The following is a 17,158-nucleotide window of genomic DNA, read 5'->3' as shown; positions in this document are numbered from 1 at the left end:
TTCTCCAGGCCCAGGCCGTACGCCCCGAGGCCGAGCATCAACGCGACCATCACCCCGATCACCGTGAATCGGAGGCGGTACACGAGTCGGCCCCAGGTGGCGAACACTATTGAACTCCTTGACGCCCGATGAGCAGGGCTGACAGCGGTCTGAACGGCTGCAACCAGGCACCCTCGTCGGGGAGCGAGTCGAGACTCACCCGCGGCAGTGGCTCGCGGAACACCCCGGGGATGTCCTCGAGGTCTACGAATTCGAGGATCTCCGAGGAAACCGCCCAGCTCGCGTGCTCGCGGAAGCCGAGAACTTGGACTGGGACGCCGGTCGCTGCGATGTCCTCCAACGGCTCGCGAAAAGCCTGCCCGTCGGCGGAGGCGACCATGATGCCCGCCAGGCCCCCGTCGCGCGCACGGAGGGCGATGTGGTCGAGCATGTCGGCGTCGACATCGCTGTCCTCATCGATCTTCGGCTTGGCGAACACCGCGAAACCCACATTACGCAAGGCCTCGACCCAGGGGCGGACGACGTCGGCGCTGCCCGGGGCGATGTTCGTGAACACCGTCGCCTCCGGCTCGAGGCGAACCGCGCTGGTCCCCGACAACTCGGCGGTACGGCCGAGCAGCCACCGGCCGAGCGCGTCGAATCGTGGCCGGTAGGCGGCGGTCGGGCGGCCGCCGAGGATGGCACCGAGCCCCATGTCGAGGTTCGGCGCGTCCCACACCAGCAGCACCCGCCTGGGGTGGCGGACCTCACTGGAGTCGCTGCCGGGTGAGTTCGATCCCACCGCCGCGCTGGTGTCCGGTAACTCGCTGACGCTCATCGTTCGACCTTTCCCCAGATCAGTTCGGTGATCGGACGGCCGACGCGATGCGCCTTGTCCTCGAACTTGGTGACCGGGCGTTCGTGGGTCATCGGCGACTCGAGGTCGCCGGCCGCGAGTTCGTCCCAGTCCAGGCGCGTCAACCGGGGTTCGGCGTCGCCCGTCTCGGCGATCCACTCGGCGTACTCGGCGTGGTCGGTGGCCACGTGCAGCACACCACCGGGCATCAACCGGTCCGCGATCAGCGCGAACGTGGGGGCCTGCAGCAGCCGGCGCTTGTGGTGGCGGGCCTTGGGCCAGGGGTCGGGGAAGAAGACGCGGGCCCCGGTGAGCGATGCCGGCGCCAGCATGTTCTCCAGTACGTCCATCGCGTCACCGCGCAGCACCCGGATGTTCGGGATCGACTCGCGCTCGACGGCCTGCAGCAGTTGGGCCAGGCCCGGGCGGTAGACCTCGACCGCCAGCAGGTTCACGTGCGGCTCGGCCTTGGCCATCGCTGTGGTCGCGGTACCGGTGCCGCAGCCGATCTCGACGATGGTCGGGGCCTGCCTGCCGAACCAGGCCGCGGTGTCGAGCGGTTCGTCCGACACGTCGGCGCCGATCACCGGCCACAGGCGATCCCAGGTCTGCTGCTGGGGGTCGGTCAGAGCGCCGCGGCGCGATCGGAAACTGGTCACCCGGGGGTACAGGCGGGAGCCCTGTTCGGCGGCTCCAGCCACCCGGGGTTCGGCGTCATTCACCGGACCATTGTCACGCATGCGACCGGTTTCCGGCAGCGGGGCCTTAAGGAGAACTTGAGAGTTCCCTGGGAGGCCGCCTCCCCGACCACGCGCACGCCTGGGGGCGGGGCCATCCCTTCGGACCGTCGGAATCGCCTCGACCTGCATCTTCGTGTCCTGATTGCGGTCCGCGCCCGATCTCGTCGCGCAGTCGTGTTCCCGGTGTGGCGGCGTGCGGTGCGTGCGATCATCGTTATCGGACGCGCCGGGGAGGGCGCGCCGGTTACTCCGTATTTCTATGTGCATCTTTTCGATGCGTCCTATCTGGGGGGATGGTGGCGATGCCATCAACGGGCATGGACCGACTGCTGCACTCACTGGGCGAGGCCGATCGCACGGCCGCGGCGACGATCGGCCGAGTGGCCCGACAGGTCGACGCGGTGATCCGCGTCGAGGTCACCGGGCGGTCCGGAGTCGGGAAGTCCGCGTTCGTCGCGGCACTGGGTCCGATCCCCGGCGCGGTCGTCGAGCAGACGGCGTCCTGGGACGTGCCGGGCGCCTCCGACCCGGACCTGACCGCGGACGTCGTGGTGCTTGTTGTCGTGGACCCGCCGCGGTCCGCGGATCGGGCGGCCCTGCGCGCGGCCGGGGACCGGGCGCTGGTCGTGCTGAGCAAGGCGGACACACTCGGCGATCCGCAGGGTGCGGCGGACCGCTGTGCCGAGGAACTGGGGGCGTCGTGCCTGGCGGTGGCGGCGGTCGGCGAGGTCACGGGGCTCGACGCCGTACGGGATGCGTTCGCGGTCCGAGTCGCGGCGATACGCTCGGAACGGTCCGCCGCGCTGCTCGCCGACCTGCGGTCGCACTCGGGGGTCGCGGCGCTCCGCGACCAGATCGAGGCCTACCTGGCCTCGGACGAGGGAGTCCGACTCGCGGCGGTTGCCTCGGGCGAACCGGTACCCGCCGGCGAAAGCGCGTCGCAGGCGCTGCGGCGGGCCCTCGACTGGCGGCATCGGATGGCGACGACTCGGGACGCCCGGGCCATGCGCGCGGCGCTCACCCTGCAACGCGACGCCGTCCGGTCCTGGGGTCGCGATGGCTGAGGAGTCGATCGCGCCGCCCCCGGAGCTGGTCGCGGTCCTGCGGCGATGGTGCCCCGATCTGTCGGTCGGCCTCGACCGTCCCGAACCGACGGACCGGCATCCTCGCGTGTCCGTGCTCGGACTCCCCGGCGCAGGCGGCGGGGAGCTCGCCGCGCGACTGCGCTTCGCGGCTCCCGGGCTGCGGTTCGCCGAACTCCCCGACCCCTGGGCCGCGGTCGTGCTGATGGTCCTCGACGCGTCCGGACCGCTCGGGCGTGAGGAGCTGGACCTCCTGCGGTCGGGCACCGCGGCGGCGTGGTCGGTCTCGTTCGCGCTCACCGGGATCGACGTGCACCGCGGCTGGGAGTCGGTGCGCGAACGTGACGAGGCCCTGCTCGCCGATCATGCGCCCCGGTTCGCCGGCGCCGTGATCCACCCGATTTCCGGGCGCGGTGACGAGTCGCTGTCCGCGTTGCGCGACGAGCTCGGCGCGGCCCTCGTCCGGGATCGGACCCGAGCGCCGGACCCGACCCACGAGCGACTGTGGGCGGCCGCGAATCGAGCCCGCGACCTGGTCCGGTCCACCGCCACCACCGTCCGGGGCGACGACGGTGCCGCTGATCTGCGCGCGCAGCGGGCCGAGCTGATCGCCGCCCGCGACGGCGTCCGGACCGAGTCCGCGGCGACCCTGCGGCGATTGACCGCGCTGGCCCGGGTCGACCTCCTGCATGACGTCGGGGACCGGGTACGGGCGCTGTCGACGTCGGCGAGGTCGCGGATCGACCGCGCCGACGGGAGCGAGCTGACTCGGTTCCCCGACTGGTTGCGGGAACAGGTGGTCTCGCTGACCGCGGACCTGGACGCGGTGGCCGCCGAGCGCCTGGACCGGATCGGTGCGCAGGTGGCGGGGGAGGCGGCGGTCGGAGCGCCGAACCGCGCGCCCCCGGCGGTGGAGGATCCGGAACCCCGGCACCGAGGTGCGGAGGACCGGCTGACGATCCTGGTCGGCGCGTCCGCGGGGCTGGGTCTCGGCCGGCTGGTGATGGCGCCGATCTCGACGATGCCCGCATTCAACCTTGCGAGCATTCCCGTCACGCTGCTGATCGGTGGGGTCGTGGCCTGGTGGCTGACCCGGGTGCGGGGTCAGGTCGCCGACCGCAACCACCTGCGGCACTGGGTGACCGAGACGCTCACGCAGGCGCGGGCGGTGCTCGAGCAGCGGGCGCTGGGCCGGCTCGTGGACACCGAAGCGCGCGTCACCGACGCGCTGCTCGCCGCACATCGGCGGCGGATGGTCGAGGTGGACGACCGGCTCGCCGGCCTGGACCGGCAACTGCGCGAGTCCATGGCCCGGACGTCGGGACGGTTGGCCGCGTGCGAACGCGACCTCGCGGTACTCGACCGATACCTGGGCGGCGCGGGTCGTCCGGAACCGGCGCCCGGCGCACTGCGTCCAAGTCTCTGAGCGACCGGTCCGCATCCGGCCGGTCCCCAGCGGAAGGAGCCGCGGTGATCATTCCCGACGACTTGATGCTCGACACCGACGACCTGGTCGACCACCCGATGGCGGCGGACGCAGGCGAGCTCGAGCTGCACGACCCGACCGTGGATCTGGACGGGGACGGAATCCTCGATTCCCGCAGCGTCGCCGGTGAGGCCGGTGTGACCATCGCGTCGGACCTGGACGGGGACGGATTCGCCGATCATGTCACCACGGTCGAGCAGGACGGCGAGTACGCCGCGTGGGAGGCCCACCGGGATCCGGACGGGGCGCTGCGGTGGGAGCGCACCGATCACGGCCGGTTGTAGGCATCCCCCACGAAATTTCTCGAAAAGCACGAGGAGTTGGACGCATGTCCGTATAAAGGGTCGCGTGTGTGGTTGTGTCACACACATCGAAACCTCTACACAGGGCTTCCGCATGGCGACCGCGGGGCCTGTACTTGATCGAACGGAGATCTACATGTCCCGATCCTCGATGGCCCGCGTTGCCGCGGCCGCCGCCTCCGGTGCCCTCGTCGTGGCCGGCGTGACCGTCGGTGTCGGCTTCGGCGCGGGCACGGCCAGTGCGGCAGGTACCTGCAACCAGAGCAGCCAGGTGAGCAAGAGCGACATCAGCACCCTTGGCGTGACGCACAACTACTCGAAGACGGTCTCGGCCGCGCAGGCGTCCGCGGGCACCGAGGTGACCTACACCACGGTGGTCTCCACCACCGGTATCGGCAACCCGTACGTCAACACCATCAACGACATCCCGCCCGCCGGCTTCGGCGCGCCGGTCAAGGCCACCGTCACCGCGTACCAGGTCGGCATCCCGACCGGTCAGCACGAGGCCGAGGTGACCCCCACCAAGAACGGCACCGGCTGGAAGGTCACCAGCACCGGCTGGTTCGTCAACTCCAGCAACCCGGTCACCCTGAAGATGACCTACAAGGTTCCGGGCAACGCGACGATCGGCTCGCAGGTCACCACCGGTGGCACCGGCGTGGCCGGCACCGCAGGTGTCTCCAACGAGATGTCGAACCTGACCGCGTGCTTCACCGTCCGGCTCCCCAACCCGGGTGAGGCCACCACCGGCAGCCTGGACATGGCGGGCCTGGGCTCCTCCGAGGGCCAGCTCAGCTCCACCGGTTCGGTGTCCGACGTCCTCGGCGACACCATCAGCAAGGTGCTGGCGAACGGCAGCTGACACGCACGAGTACCGACGACGCCCAGGCGGTGACGAGCGGGTGCTCGTCACCGCCTGGGTCGTAACTCGTGCGGTGATTTCTCGCAAAGCCCTGTGAAACTGGACGTCCGTCCGTATAAAGATCCGAGTGGTGACTGGCGTCACCCACATCGAACCCCGCAAGGCTTCCGCACACCCGACCGCGGGGCCTGTACTTGATCGAACGGAGATCTACATGTCCCGATCCTCGATGGCCCGCGTTGCTGCGGTCGCCGCGTCCGGTGCCCTCGTCGTGGCCGGCGTGACCGTCGGTGTCGGCTTCGGCGCGGGCACGGCCAGCGCGGCCGGCACCTGCAACCAGAGCAGCCAGGCGAGCAAGAGCGACATCAGCACCTGGGGCATCACGCACAACTACTCGAAGACGGTCTCGGCCGCCGAGGCGGCCGGCGGCACCGAGGTGACCTACACCACGGTGGTCTCCACCACCGGTATCGGCAACCCGTACGTCAACACCATCAACGACATCCCGCCCGCCGGCTTCGGCGCGCCGGTCAAGGCCACCGTCACCGCGTACACGGTCAGCATCCCGACCGGTCAGCACGAGGCCGAGGTGACCCCCACCAAGAACGGCAACGGTTGGAAGGTCACCAGCACCGGCTGGTTCGTCAACTCCGGAAACCCGGTCACCCTGAAGATGACCTACAAGGTTCCGAGCAACGCGACGATCGGCTCGCAGGTCACCAGCGGCGGCACCGGCGTGGCCGGCACCGTCGGCGTCTCCAACGAGATGCCCAACCTGACCGCGTGCTTCACCGTCCGGCTCCCCAACCCGGGTGAGGCAACCACCGGCAGCCTGGACATGGCGGGCCTGGGCTCGGCGGACGGCCAGCTCAGCTCCACCGGCTCGGTGTCCGACGTCCTCGGCGACACCATCACCCGCGTCCTGAAGAACGGCAGCTAGTACGCACCAGCACTGACGCCTCCGGCGGTGACGATGAACGAATCGTCACCGCCGGAGGCGTCTTCGGTCAGGCTCGGGCGGCCGCGTACTCGGCCGCCTGCGCCTTGACCTCGTCCGAGGCCTTTCGCGGGTCGCCCGAGTCGAAAGGCGGCTGCGGGTCGTATTCGATCCACAGCTGAGCGGCCTCCGCCGCGGTCCGGTCGACGAGCAGCTCGACCAGTCGCAGCGCCATGTCGATGCCGTTCGACACCCCGGCCGCCGTGACGATGCGCCGGTGCAGGTGCTCGACGACCCGTTCGCCGGTCGGTTGGGCACCGAACGAAGCCAGGAAGTCGACTGCCGCCCAGTGGCTGGTGGCGGTGAGTCCGTCGAGCAGTCCGGCAGCGCCGAGGACCAGCGACCCGGTGCAGACCGAGATGGTGAATCGGGAGCTGGCGTGGGCGCCGCGCACCCAGTCGAGGGTCGGAGCATCGGACAGCAGTTCCCTGGTCCCGATGCCGCCGGGAAACACCAGGACGTCGGGGTTCGGCAGGTCGTCGAAGGTGGCGTCGACTTCGATGCCGAGGAATCCGTTCTCGGAACGGACCGGGGTGCGGATGGCGCCCACGAACGTGACGTCGATCGACGGGACGCGTTGGAACACCTCGTACGGGCCGATCGCATCGAGCGCGGTGAAGCGAGGGAACAGGGCGATTGCGAGCGGCTATCGTCCGGATCGGGTCGGCTGACTCCTCGAGTGCCCGCCGAGCGGCCTCGACGCGGATCTCGGCGACGTAGCGGCCGGGCGTCATCCCGACCTGTTCGACGAAACGGCGCTGGAAGTGGCGTTCGCTCATGGACACGGCATCGGCCAGGACACCGATCCGGTGGTCGCCGCCGGGACTGGCGTCGATCAGGTCCTGGGCGGCGCGAACCGCGTCGTCGCGAGCCCGTTGAATCCAGACCGGGGCCGCGAACTGCGACTGGTTGCCCGGGCGGTGCAGGAACATCACCAGCCAACGCGCCACGGTCTGCGCGGTCTGCACGCCGACGTCCTCGCGGACGAGGGCCAGCGACAGGTCCATGCCCGCCGTCACCCCGGCGGAGGACCAGACGGGGCCGTCCTCGATGTAGACCGGTTCCGGGTCGACGGTCAGCAGGGGATAGCGGGCGGCGAGATCGCGCGCGTGTGCCCAGTGCGTCGTCACCCGCCTGCCGTCGAGCAGGCCGGCCGCGGCCCCGAGGAAGGCGCCGGTGCACACCGTGGCCAGGCGACCGGGACGGGTCCGGGCCAACCAGTCGAGCAGTCGCGGATCGTCCGCGGCCCGATGGTTGCCGGCGCCACCCGGAATCACCAGAAGGTCGGGGCTGGCGGCGTCCACTTCGTCGAGTCCGACCGCGTGCAGGCCGAGGGGCACCTGTCGATCGTCGAACGACGAGTCCATGGCGTCAACGACACGTATCCCACGCTTCCTGCCACGACCCGGTGGGTGCGACGTCAGCGGCTGAATCGTTCCTGTGAGGCATCTGACCTGACCCGATTCCCGCAAGCGGGGCAGGCAGAGTTAACCTCTTACCAGGACACCCGGCACCCGTGTCGTCCGCCACCGTGTGCAACCACTCGCACGCGGCGGTCGAACAGCGGGTAGCACCCCGCCGAGAGGGAGCAATCGGCTCCACCGCATGCCTCTTCCGGCGTGCGGTCGATTCGATTCCGGCACACCCAGGGAGAGTTTGATGACCTCAGCGACCATTCCAGGTCTGAACGGTACTGACGCGCCTACCTCGCATGGCGAGCTGCTCGCCTGGGTCCGCGAGGTAGCCGAGCTCACGCAGCCCGATCGAGTCGTGTTCGCGGATGGTTCCGACGAGGAATGGGACCGCCTGACCACCAAGCTGGTCGAGGCAGGCACCTTCACCCGCCTGAACGACGAGAAGAAGCCGAACTCCTTCCTCGGCAACTCCGACCCGTCCGATGTGGCGCGCGTCGAGTCCCGCACCTACATCTGCTCGCGCGAGGAAATCGACGCCGGCCCGACCAACAACTGGATGGACCCGGCGGAGATGCGGTCGCTGATGACCGAGCTCTACCGCGGTTCGATGCGCGGCCGCACCATGTACGTGGTGCCGTTCTGCATGGGCCCGCTCGGCGCCGACGACCCGAAGCTGGGTGTCGAGCTCACCGACTCCGAGTACGTGGTCGTCTCCATGCGCATCATGACCCGCATGGGTCAGGCCGCCCTGGACAAGCTGGGCACCGACAAGCCGTTCGTGAAGGCGCTGCACTCGGTGGGTGCCCCGCTGGCCGAGGGTCAGGCCGACGTGCCGTGGCCGTGCAACGACACCAAGTACATCACCCACTTCCCCGAGGACCGCGAGATCTGGTCCTACGGCTCCGGCTACGGCGGAAACGCGCTGCTGGGCAAGAAGTGCTACTCGCTGCGCATCGCGTCGGCGATGGCCCACGACGAGGGCTGGCTGGCCGAGCACATGCTCATCCTCAAGCTGATCTCGCCGGAGAACAAGAACTACTACGTCGCGGCCGCGTTCCCGTCGGCCTGTGGCAAGACCAACCTCGCGATGATCCAGCCGACCATCCCGGGCTGGCGTGCCGAGACCCTCGGCGACGACATCGCGTGGATGCGCTTCGGCGAGGACGGCCGCCTGTACGCGGTGAACCCGGAGTTCGGCTTCTTCGGCGTCGCGCCGGGCACCAACCACGGCTCGAACCCGAACGCCATGAAGACCGTCGAGGCGGGCAACACCCTGTACACCAACGTCGGCCTCACCGACGACGGCGACGTCTGGTGGGAGGGCCTGGAGGACAAGCCCGAGCACCTGATCGACTGGAAGGGCAACGACTGGACCCCCGAGTCCGGGACGCCCGCCGCCCACCCGAACTCGCGCTACTGCACCCCGATGTCCCAGTGCCCGATCCTCGCCCCCGAGTGGGACGACCCGCAGGGCGTGCCGATCTCGGCGATCCTGTTCGGTGGCCGCCGCAAGACGACGGTTCCGCTGGTCAGCGAGTCCTTCGACTGGCAGCACGGCACCTTCCTCGGTGCGACGCTGTCGTCCGAGCAGACCGCCGCGGCCGAGGGTGCGGTCGGCACCGTCCGTCGCGACCCGATGGCGATGATCCCGTTCATCGGCTACAACGCCGGCGACTACATCAACCACTGGATCACCCTCGGCAAGAACGCCGACTCGGAGAAGCTGCCGAAGATCTTCTACGTCAACTGGTTCCGCCGCGGCGACGACGGCCGCTTCCTGTGGCCCGGCTTCGGCGAGAACTCCCGCGTGCTCAAGTGGATCGTGGACCGCATCGAGCACAAGGCGGGCGCGCAGACCACCCCGATCGGTTTCGTGCCGACCGCCGCGGACCTGGAGCTGACCGGTCTCGACGTGGCCGCCGCCGACGTGGACGAGGCGCTGGCCGTGAACGTCGAGGAGTGGAAGCAGGAGCTGCCGCTCATCACCGAGTGGTTCGAGTTCCTCGGCGAGAAGGTGCCGTCGGGCATCCGCGACGAGTTCGAGGCGCTCAAGCAGCGCCTGGGCTAGTCCCGCAGCTTTTCGGGTGAGGGGAACCATCAATCGGTCCAACTGGTTGACGGTTCCCCTCACCCGTTTTCGGGAGTCCGGTTTCGGGGGGACACGGGCGCAGTGGTGCAATAAACACACAGACAGCGACACCCGGGACCCGCGCGGCCGGGGAGAGGATCAGCGATGAGCCAGATCTACGAGAACGTCACCGAGCTGGTCGGACGGACGCCGCTGGTGCGGCTGAACCGCGTCACCGACGGGGCGCAGGCCCAGGTCGTCGCCAAGCTCGAGTTCTACAACCCCGCCAACAGCGTCAAGGACCGGATCGGTGTGGCGATCGTCGACGCCGCCGAGGCCGCGGGTGCGCTGAAGCCCGGCGGCACCATCGTCGAGGGCACCTCCGGCAACACCGGTATCGCGCTGGCCATGGTCGCGGCCGCTCGCGGCTACAAGGTCATCCTCACGATGCCGGAGACGATGTCGACCGAGCGCCGGGTCATGCTGCGCGCGTACGGTGCCGAGATCGTCCTGACCCCCGGCGCCGAGGGCATGGCGGGCGCCGTGAGCAAGGCCGAGGAGATCGTCGCGCAGACCGAGAACGCCGTCCTGGCGCGCCAGTTCGCGAACCCGGCCAACCCGGCGATCCACCAGCGCACCACGGGCGAGGAGGTCTGGGCCGACACCGACGGCGCAGTCGACATCTTCGTCGCGGGCATCGGCACGGGCGGCACCCTGACCGGCGTCGGCCGCACCCTCAAGGAGCGCAAGCCGGGCGTCCAGATCGTCGGCGTCGAGCCCGCGGACTCGCCGATCCTCACCGGCGGCCAGCCCGGCCCGCACAAGATCCAGGGCCTCGGTGCGAACTTCGTCCCCGAGATCCTCGACCGCGACATCTACGACGAGATCATCGACGTCGAGCTCGACGACGCGATCCGCGTGGCCCGCGACCTCGGCACCGACGAGGGCATCCTCGGCGGAATCTCCGCGGGCGCGAACGTGTGGGGCGCGCTGCAGCTGGCGAAGCGCCCGGAGAACGCCGGGAAGCTGATCGTCGTGGTGGTGCCCGACTTCGGTGAGCGGTACATCTCCACCCCGCTCTTCGAACACATCCGGGACTGACCGTCATGGGCGTGCTGCGCACGATTCGGGAGGATCTGCAGGCCGCGCGCGGTCACGATCCGGCCGCGCGCAGCAACATCGAGAATGCCGTCGTCTACTCGGGGCTGCACGCCATCTGGTCGCACCGGGTCGCGCATCGCATGTGGGCGGTGCCCGCGCTGCGCGGCCCGGCGCGGGTGCTCGCGCAGTTCACCCGGTTCCTCACCGGCATCGAGATCCATCCCGGTGCGACCATCGGCCGGCGCTTCTTCATCGACCACGGCATGGGTGTGGTGATCGGTGAGACCGCCGAGATCGGCGACGACGTGATGCTCTATCACGGCGTCACGCTCGGCGGCAGGTCGCTGGCCAAGACGAAGCGGCACCCGACGGTCGGCAACCGGGTGACGATCGGCGCCGGCGCCAAGGTGCTCGGGCCGATCACGATCGGCGACGACAGCGCGGTCGGCGCGAACGCCGTCGTGACCCGGGACGTCCCGGCGGACTCCATCGCGACCGGTATTCCCGCGACCATCCGGCACCGCAGCGGCAAGCAGCACGAGGAGTTGGTGGACCCGACGACCTACATCGACCCGGCGATGTACATCTGAGGTCCCTCGACCCGTTCGGGGGCTACGGGCTGAGGCTGGGTTCGTCGCGGGTCGACAGCGTCAGCACGGCCTTGAGGATGTGCCGGTCCGCCTCGAGCCGGGCCTCGAGCGAACGCAGGATGTCGGCGACGGTGTGCTCGACGAGGTCGCCGGTCAGGTCGACGCTCGCGACGAGGTACACCTGGCGGGGTCCGAGGTACTCCATCCGCAGCATGGTCACCCGATCCACCTCGGGCAACGCCAGCAGGGTGGTCAACCCGGCGGTCTGCAGCTGCGGAGAGGCCTCCTCGCCGACGAGGAATCGACGGTTGCGGTCGATCAGGACGATCGCGATGACCCCGAGCAGGACGCCGACCGCGATGGAACCGACCGCATCCGGGACGGGGGATCCGGTGAGCTGGTGCAGCAGGACGCCGGCGAACGCGATCACCAGGCCGATCAGGGCGGCGGCGTCCTCGGCGAAGACGGCCCGAACGGTGGGATCGGACGTCTTCAGTGCGTGCTCGAGCAGGTCGCGATCTGCGTCCACGGCCTCCGCTCGGACCTGCCGGAACGCCTGGCGGAAGGAAATGGCTTCCAGCACAAAGGAAATTCCGAGAACCGCGTAGGCGACTCCGAAGTCGGTGGCCGGTTCCGCGTGAAACAACTCCTGGATGCCGTGCGTGATCGACACTCCCGCACCGAGTGCGAACAGCGCCAGCGCCGCGAACATCGACCAGACGTAGGCCTCGCGACCGTACCCGAGGGGATGCGCGGCGTCGGGTCGGTGCCGGGACCGGCGGTTCGCGATGAGCAGCAGCACCTCGTTTCCGGTGTCGGCCCACGAGTGGGTGGCCTCCGCGACCATGGAGGCGGACCCGGTCAGCGCGGCGGCCACCGACTTGGCCAGGGCGATGGCGAGATTCGCGCCGAACGCCAGCAGCACGGTCAGCGTGCTCTCGTCGTCGGACACGGACGAGGACGCGTCGTTTCCGGTAGCGGGCAGACTCATGCCTCGAACGATAGGCCTCGGATCCGCTGCGGTCTCGCCGTCGGACGGCCACGAGTTTGTCTGGAAACGCTAACGATTCGACCAATGGTGCCGATCAGCTTGCCGGGGCCGCATAGTGTTCTGCAGTCTTCACCGCGCCGTGGCACATGCCGCAGCCGGGACAACGCTGATCATGCGATGCGAAAGGTCTACACATGCAGGAAACCACCCGGAAGAGCCTCCAGCGAGTCGTCGGCGGCGCCGCGATCACCGCGGCAACCGCTGCGGCCGTGGCGATGACGATGCCCGCGACGGCGGCCGCGGCCACCACGACCACGCCGCCGACGGTGGTGGCGTCGTCGACCTCCTCCAGCATCACGATGAAGGTGACGAACACCAACCCGTGGGCGATCAACGTCCCGTGGTGCCAGGCGTTCGTGGTGAACGCGGCGGACGTCCCCGGTGTGGTCGCGGACCCGACGACGCTGTTCAAGCCCGGAGTCGTGGTGTACCCGAGCCTGTCCGAGCCGCTGAGCATGTTCGGGGTCGCGCCCGCCGCCACGGTCACCAACACCGTCAAGGACATCGCCCCCGGCGTCTACGGCGTCATCGGCGGCTGCGTCCGGTTGTTCGACCCCACTCACCCCGTCGTCGGTGAGCCGCAGCTCATGCAGGTCGGCCTGCTCCCCGCGGGCAGTGGCGACGGCAGCTCGGCGATTTCGCTGCCGTTCGGCAGCTAGATTCTCGAACCTTCCCGAACGACGAACGCGCGCCGCACCATTCGGTGCGGCGCGCGTTTTTGCAGCGTCAGGCTCGGACTCAGGCGCCGTAGCCGGGCGGCATCAGCACCGACTTGAGCTCGCAGTACTCGTCGAGGCCCTCGGGCCCGTTCTCGCGGCCGATGCCGGAGTTCTTGTAGCCGCCGAAAGGCGAACCCGGATCGAAGGCGTACCAGTTGATCCCGAAGGTGCCGGTGCGGATCTGCTTGGCGACCTCGAGGCCCTTCTCGATGTCGGTCGTGTACACCGAGCCGGCGAGGCCGTAGTCCGAGTCGTTGGCGATCTTGACGGCCTCCTCGACGCTGTCGTAGGGGATCACCGACAGGACCGGTCCGAAGATCTCCTCGCGGGCGATCGTCATGGAGTTGTCGACGTCGGCGAAGATGGTCGGCTCGACGAAGTAGCCCTTCTCCAGGCCGGCCGGGACGCCGCCACCGAGGACGAGACGGGCGCCCTCTTCCTTGCCCTTCTCGATGTAGCCGAGCACCTTGTCGCGCTGCTTCTCGGTGATGATCGGGCCGAGCTGGGCGGCCGGGTCGTCGGGCATGCCCATCGGCATGAACCCGGCGAACTGCACCATGGACTCCACGATCTCGTCGTAACGAGACCGCGGTGCCAGGATGCGGGTCTGGCCGACGCACGCCTGGCCGGAGTTCATCAGGCCCGACATGATCAGCATCGGCATGGTCGCCGGGACGTCCATGTCCTCGAGCAGGATCGCGGCGGACTTGCCGCCGAGCTCGAGGGAGCAACGCTTGAGGTTCTGCGCGGCGATCGCGCCGATCTTCCGGCCGACGGCGCTGCTGCCGGTGAAGGTGATCTTGTCGACGTCGGGGTGCGAGACCAGGTACTCGCCGGTCTCCGCGCCGCCGGGGACGATGGACAGCACGCCCGCGGGCAGGCCGGCCTCGGCGAAGATCTCCGCGACCAGGTTGGCGTTCATCGGGGTTTCCGGCGCGGGCTTGAGCACCATGGTGCAGCCGGAGATGATGGCGGGTGCCAGCTTGTTGATCAGCAGGAACAGCGGGACGTTCCAGGCGATGACGGCGGCGACGACACCGACCGGCTCGCGCATGACCTTGCAGAGGCCGAACGGGCCGGTGCGCTCCTCCTCCCAGGAGAACGTCTCGGCCAGCGCCGCGTAGCTGCTCAGCACGGCCAGGGTCGGGGTCTTCTGCATGAGCTCGACGCCCGCACGCGGCGCGCCCATCTCGGACGTGATCAGCGTGCACAGCTCGTCGGAACGCTCCTCGATCAGCTTCGCCGCCTTGACGAGGATCTCGGCGCGCTGTGCCGGGGTGGTCTGTGCCCAGGGGCCGGTCTCGAGCGCCGTCCGGGCGGCGGCGATCGCGGCGTCGATGTCCGCGGGGGCGGCGACGGGAACGCTGCCGACGCGCTCCTCGGTGGCGGGGGAGAACACCTCGAGGCGGGCGTCGGTGGCCGGTGCCACCCACTGTCCGCCGATGAAGAGCTTGTCGTAGTCAGTCATGAAATCTTCCTTGCTGGTGCGGGTTTCGTCGGATCGTGGTGTGGAATTCGCGGGGCTGTCGTGGTCTAGGTGGAGGAGCCCTCCCGGGTCCGGGCGGGCGTCACGACACCCCCGACCAGTAGGTGCCGTCCAGCATCGCCTCGAGCGTGGGGCGGTGCAGGATCATGTCGTCGGGATCGTCGGGCCGCTGCGCCTGTCCGAAGGCGATGGCGCGCGACTGCACGCGGAACATGATCGTCGCGTGCCGCAGCGCCGCGTACAGGCTGTAGTAGTCCAGGTTCTCGCACTTGTGCCCGGTCAGTTCGGTGTATCGCGCGGCCATGTCCTCGCGCCGCATGAAGTCGGGCAGTCCGGGCAGTCCGGCGAGGTTCGCCAGGTCCTCGAAGAACCTGTGCAGGAAGATCATCCACGCCAGGTCCATCTCACGCGGGCCCAGTGCGGCCATCTCCCAGTCCAGCACCGCGACCGGGGCGAAGTCCTGGTACATGATGTTGCCGATCCGCGAGTCGCCCCAGCACAGCACCGCGGGGGAGTCGTCGGCCGGGACCGTCGCCTCGAGGCGGTCCAGACAGCGCTCGATCAGCGGCGAACGTGGGCCGTCCGCCGTGGCCCACTCGTAGTACCCGCGTTGGCGCGCCAGGTGGGCCCGGAACGACTGCTCGGCGGTCGGGCCCGCGTCGTGCAGTCGCAGGAAGCCGAAGTGCCGCTGCGGATCCGGGATGGCGTGCAGTTTGGCCAGCACGTCCACCGACGCGTCCTGCAGGGTGCGGCGCTGCTCGTCGGTGGCCTCGGAGAGCCAGGACCCGAAGTTGTAGGGCATCACGTCGGGCGGTACCGCACCCTCGATGCGTTGCATCACGAAGAACGGCGCACCGAGCGCGGTCGGGTCGGGTTCCGACCAGTACGCGGTGGGCACCGGCACGTCCGACAGTTCGCCGACGGCCTTCATCACGTCGAACTGGGTGCCCATCTCGTAGCTCGGGAACACCGGCATCGAGACGGCGGTCGGTTCGACGCGGGCGACGAGTTCGTGGGTCCGCCGCTGACCTGGCTCCGCTCCTATTGCGTCGTCGGCCGACTCCGTCCAGGTGGCGTCGAAGAGGATGGTCTCGCTGGAGATGCCGTTGGCGTCGGGCAGTCGGACCCCGGCCACCTCCGGGTCGGCGCCCTCGTGCAGGCGGCCGACCAGCCAGTCCTGCAGGGCACGCCGCAACTGCTCGGGGTCGCGTTTGGAATCGGTTGGCCGGGCGACCTCGGCGTAGTTGTCGCCGCCCTGCGGGTTGTCCTGGGCTGTCTCGGCAGTGTTCACGTGCCCTCGATCCGTCGTTCCCTAGCGGGAGGCCGAAGTGTGGTGAGAAGCACACTAGAACACGTTACAGAATCTCGGGGGGGAAAGCAGCCCCCATTTCGGGAGAACCTGTAACGAAACCTCGGCGACCTAGCTGACCAGCGTCAACGCGCCCGCGCCGATGAGCGTCGCGCGGTCCCCGAGCTCCGCGGGCACGATCCGCAGCCCCCTGCTGAAGGACAGTCGCGCGTGCCGGTCCGCCGCCTCGACCATCGGGCCCCACAGCGGCGCTCCGGACTGCCCGAAACCGCCGCCGACCACCGCCAGTTCCAGGTCCAGCAGTGCGGCCGTCGACGCGATCGCGGTCCCGACCGCGGTGCCGGCCCGGCGCAGCGCCGCGAGCGCCACCGCGTCGCCCGCGTTCGCCGACTCGGACAGCTCGAGTCCCGTCGACCCGGCCCACCCGTGGGCATTGGCCCAGCGCACTGAGGACGGTCCGCTCGCGACCGCCTCGAGGCAGCCGAATCCACCGCAGGCGCACGGCACGTCGTCCGCTCCCGGGACCACCACGTGGCCGATGTGCCCGGCGTTGCCGGTGCGACCGCCGACGACGCGACCGTCCACGATCAGCCCGCCGCCGACCCCCGTCGAGACGATCATCCCGATCTGGTTCGCGGTCCCGCGGCCGGCGCCGAAGCGCTGCTCGGCGAGCGCGCAGCAGGCCCCGTCGATGGCCAGGTGCACCCGCGCGCCGGGGAACAGTGCCTCGACCGCGCTCACCAGGCGGAAGCCGGTGCGCCACTGCGGGATGTTGAGCGGTCCGACGATGCCGGCTTCGACGTCGACCGGCCCGGCCGAGCCGATCCCGACCGCCGACACCGGCTGCCCGTCCGCGACCTCGCGCAACAGCGCCTCCGTCGCCTCCCACACGTCGGTCGCGGGCGTCGGCACCCGCCGCTCGCGCAGCAACTCGCCCGCGGGCGAGACCAGTCCCGCCGCGAGCTTGGTGCCGCCGACGTCCAGTGCGAGAGCGGGCGCGAGAGCGGTCATGCCGGGAGGATATGCGGCTCCGCCGCAGTGGTGGGGGGTGGGGTTGTGGGGGCAACCACACGACAACCACCACCCACCAGCCCACAAAAAGAAGTGGAATGAGA

The 17,158-nt window shown here is 69.7% G+C and carries 16 protein-coding genes and 1 pseudogene; 9 read left to right on the top strand and 8 right to left on the bottom strand.

Annotation, left to right across the window (positions count from 1 at the left end; translation table 11 throughout):
• Positions 1 to 106 precede the first annotated feature (106 nt).
• Both ACFVH2_RS24720 and trmB read right to left on the bottom strand, forming a co-directional pair.
• Positions 107 to 817 (bottom strand): NYN domain-containing protein, encoded by a 711-nt coding sequence (locus ACFVH2_RS24720; RefSeq protein WP_378426434.1) that lies wholly within the window; start codon positions 815 to 817, stop codon positions 107 to 109.
• The gene (trmB, locus tag ACFVH2_RS24715; RefSeq protein ID WP_378426443.1) at positions 814 to 1,593 is read right to left on the bottom strand and encodes a tRNA (guanosine(46)-N7)-methyltransferase TrmB; all 780 of its coding nucleotides are present in this window, start codon (positions 1,591 to 1,593) and stop codon (positions 814 to 816) included. Before trmB ends, ACFVH2_RS24720 begins: the two co-directional genes overlap by 4 nt.
• A gap of 284 nt (positions 1,594 to 1,877) precedes the next feature.
• Here trmB and ACFVH2_RS24710 point away from each other — a divergent pair, with 284 nt between their 5' ends.
• The 5 genes from ACFVH2_RS24710 to ACFVH2_RS24690 all read left to right on the top strand — a co-directional run bounded on the left by ACFVH2_RS24710 (position 1,878) and on the right by ACFVH2_RS24690 (position 6,247).
• On the top strand, positions 1,878 to 2,639 hold the full coding sequence (locus ACFVH2_RS24710; protein ID WP_378475739.1) for a hypothetical protein: 762 nt from the start codon (positions 1,878 to 1,880) through the stop codon (positions 2,637 to 2,639).
• Positions 2,632 to 4,083 (top strand): hypothetical protein, encoded by a 1,452-nt coding sequence (locus ACFVH2_RS24705; RefSeq protein WP_378426431.1) that lies wholly within the window; start codon positions 2,632 to 2,634, stop codon positions 4,081 to 4,083. Before ACFVH2_RS24710 ends, ACFVH2_RS24705 begins: the two co-directional genes overlap by 8 nt.
• A 44-nt stretch (positions 4,084 to 4,127) precedes the next feature.
• Positions 4,128 to 4,427 carry a DUF6802 family protein gene (locus ACFVH2_RS24700; protein WP_378426429.1) on the top strand — a complete coding sequence of 100 codons (300 nt, stop codon included), beginning with the start codon at positions 4,128 to 4,130 and terminating at the stop codon, positions 4,425 to 4,427.
• 154 nt (positions 4,428 to 4,581) lie between these two features.
• Complete coding sequence (locus tag ACFVH2_RS24695) at positions 4,582 to 5,307, top strand: hypothetical protein (protein ID WP_378426427.1); 726 nt, start codon at positions 4,582 to 4,584, stop codon at positions 5,305 to 5,307.
• A gap of 214 nt (positions 5,308 to 5,521) precedes the next feature.
• The gene (locus ACFVH2_RS24690; protein ID WP_378426425.1) at positions 5,522 to 6,247 is read left to right on the top strand and encodes a hypothetical protein; all 726 of its coding nucleotides are present in this window, start codon (positions 5,522 to 5,524) and stop codon (positions 6,245 to 6,247) included.
• Positions 6,248 to 6,314: 67 nt separating this feature from the next.
• Here the strand turns inward: ACFVH2_RS24690 and ACFVH2_RS24685 are convergent, their stop codons facing one another.
• Positions 6,315 to 6,941, bottom strand: coding sequence for a DJ-1/PfpI family protein (locus ACFVH2_RS24685; protein ID WP_378426442.1), 627 nt, complete (start codon positions 6,939 to 6,941; stop codon positions 6,315 to 6,317).
• Positions 6,942 to 7,002: 61 nt separating this feature from the next.
• A pseudogene (locus tag ACFVH2_RS24680) lies at positions 7,003 to 7,671 on the bottom strand (GlxA family transcriptional regulator); the annotation flags it as partial.
• 292 nt (positions 7,672 to 7,963) lie between these two features.
• On the opposite strand from ACFVH2_RS24680, the gene ACFVH2_RS24675 reads away from it, so the two are divergent.
• The 3 genes from ACFVH2_RS24675 (at position 7,964) to epsC (ending at position 11,478) form a co-directional block, all read left to right on the top strand.
• Positions 7,964 to 9,787 carry a phosphoenolpyruvate carboxykinase (GTP) gene (locus ACFVH2_RS24675; protein ID WP_378426424.1) on the top strand — a complete coding sequence of 608 codons (1,824 nt, stop codon included), beginning with the start codon at positions 7,964 to 7,966 and terminating at the stop codon, positions 9,785 to 9,787.
• 165 nt (positions 9,788 to 9,952) lie between these two features.
• Positions 9,953 to 10,888: a cysteine synthase A gene (cysK, locus tag ACFVH2_RS24670; protein WP_378426422.1), complete on the top strand. Its 936-nt coding sequence runs from the start codon at positions 9,953 to 9,955 to the stop codon at positions 10,886 to 10,888.
• Between the two features lie 5 nt (positions 10,889 to 10,893).
• Positions 10,894 to 11,478 carry a serine O-acetyltransferase EpsC gene (gene epsC, locus ACFVH2_RS24665; RefSeq protein WP_378426420.1) on the top strand — a complete coding sequence of 195 codons (585 nt, stop codon included), beginning with the start codon at positions 10,894 to 10,896 and terminating at the stop codon, positions 11,476 to 11,478.
• A gap of 22 nt (positions 11,479 to 11,500) precedes the next feature.
• Here epsC and ACFVH2_RS24660 read toward each other — a convergent pair whose 3' ends face one another.
• On the bottom strand, positions 11,501 to 12,469 hold the full coding sequence (locus ACFVH2_RS24660) for a cation diffusion facilitator family transporter (protein ID WP_378426418.1): 969 nt from the start codon (positions 12,467 to 12,469) through the stop codon (positions 11,501 to 11,503).
• A gap of 194 nt (positions 12,470 to 12,663) precedes the next feature.
• Between ACFVH2_RS24660 and ACFVH2_RS24655 the strand changes: the two genes are divergently transcribed.
• A complete protein-coding gene (locus ACFVH2_RS24655; RefSeq protein ID WP_378426416.1) occupies positions 12,664 to 13,188 on the top strand; it encodes a hypothetical protein in 525 nt (174 codons plus the stop codon).
• Between the two features lie 79 nt (positions 13,189 to 13,267).
• Here the strand turns inward: ACFVH2_RS24655 and ACFVH2_RS24650 are convergent, their stop codons facing one another.
• The 3 genes from ACFVH2_RS24650 to ACFVH2_RS24640 form a co-directional block, all read right to left on the bottom strand.
• On the bottom strand, positions 13,268 to 14,716 hold the full coding sequence (locus ACFVH2_RS24650) for an aldehyde dehydrogenase (protein WP_378426415.1): 1,449 nt from the start codon (positions 14,714 to 14,716) through the stop codon (positions 13,268 to 13,270).
• Positions 14,717 to 14,816: 100 nt separating this feature from the next.
• Positions 14,817 to 16,025: a phosphotransferase family protein gene (locus ACFVH2_RS24645; protein WP_378426413.1), complete on the bottom strand. Its 1,209-nt coding sequence runs from the start codon at positions 16,023 to 16,025 to the stop codon at positions 14,817 to 14,819.
• A gap of 129 nt (positions 16,026 to 16,154) precedes the next feature.
• Positions 16,155 to 17,054 carry an ROK family protein gene (locus ACFVH2_RS24640; RefSeq protein WP_378426411.1) on the bottom strand — a complete coding sequence of 300 codons (900 nt, stop codon included), beginning with the start codon at positions 17,052 to 17,054 and terminating at the stop codon, positions 16,155 to 16,157.
• Positions 17,055 to 17,158: the final 104 nt, after the last annotated feature.

Source organism: Rhodococcus sp. NPDC127527 (genome assembly GCF_042672245.1).
Lineage (GTDB): Bacteria > Actinomycetota > Actinomycetes > Mycobacteriales > Mycobacteriaceae > Rhodococcus_G.
The sequence above is the reverse complement of the archived record's forward strand: the minus strand, read 5'-3'. Positions and strand labels throughout refer to the sequence as shown.

Excerpts from the sequence above, each read along its gene's own strand:
- ACFVH2_RS24720 (WP_378426434.1), bottom strand. The coding sequence starts at position 817 with ATGAGCGTCAGCGAGTTACCGGACACCAGCGCGGCGGTGGGATCGAAC.
- ACFVH2_RS24710 (WP_378475739.1), top strand. The coding sequence starts at position 1,878 with ATGCCATCAACGGGCATGGACCGACTGCTGCACTCACTGGGCGAGGCC.
- ACFVH2_RS24705 (WP_378426431.1), top strand. The coding sequence starts at position 2,632 with ATGGCTGAGGAGTCGATCGCGCCGCCCCCGGAGCTGGTCGCGGTCCTG.
- ACFVH2_RS24695 (WP_378426427.1), top strand. The coding sequence starts at position 4,582 with ATGTCCCGATCCTCGATGGCCCGCGTTGCCGCGGCCGCCGCCTCCGGT.
- ACFVH2_RS24690 (WP_378426425.1), top strand. The coding sequence starts at position 5,522 with ATGTCCCGATCCTCGATGGCCCGCGTTGCTGCGGTCGCCGCGTCCGGT.
- ACFVH2_RS24675 (WP_378426424.1), top strand. The coding sequence starts at position 7,964 with ATGACCTCAGCGACCATTCCAGGTCTGAACGGTACTGACGCGCCTACC.
- cysK (WP_378426422.1), top strand. The coding sequence starts at position 9,953 with ATGAGCCAGATCTACGAGAACGTCACCGAGCTGGTCGGACGGACGCCG.
- epsC (WP_378426420.1), top strand. The coding sequence starts at position 10,894 with ATGGGCGTGCTGCGCACGATTCGGGAGGATCTGCAGGCCGCGCGCGGT.
- ACFVH2_RS24660 (WP_378426418.1), bottom strand. The coding sequence starts at position 12,469 with ATGAGTCTGCCCGCTACCGGAAACGACGCGTCCTCGTCCGTGTCCGAC.
- ACFVH2_RS24655 (WP_378426416.1), top strand. The coding sequence starts at position 12,664 with ATGCAGGAAACCACCCGGAAGAGCCTCCAGCGAGTCGTCGGCGGCGCC.
- ACFVH2_RS24650 (WP_378426415.1), bottom strand. The coding sequence starts at position 14,716 with ATGACTGACTACGACAAGCTCTTCATCGGCGGACAGTGGGTGGCACCG.
- ACFVH2_RS24640 (WP_378426411.1), bottom strand. The coding sequence starts at position 17,054 with ATGACCGCTCTCGCGCCCGCTCTCGCACTGGACGTCGGCGGCACCAAG.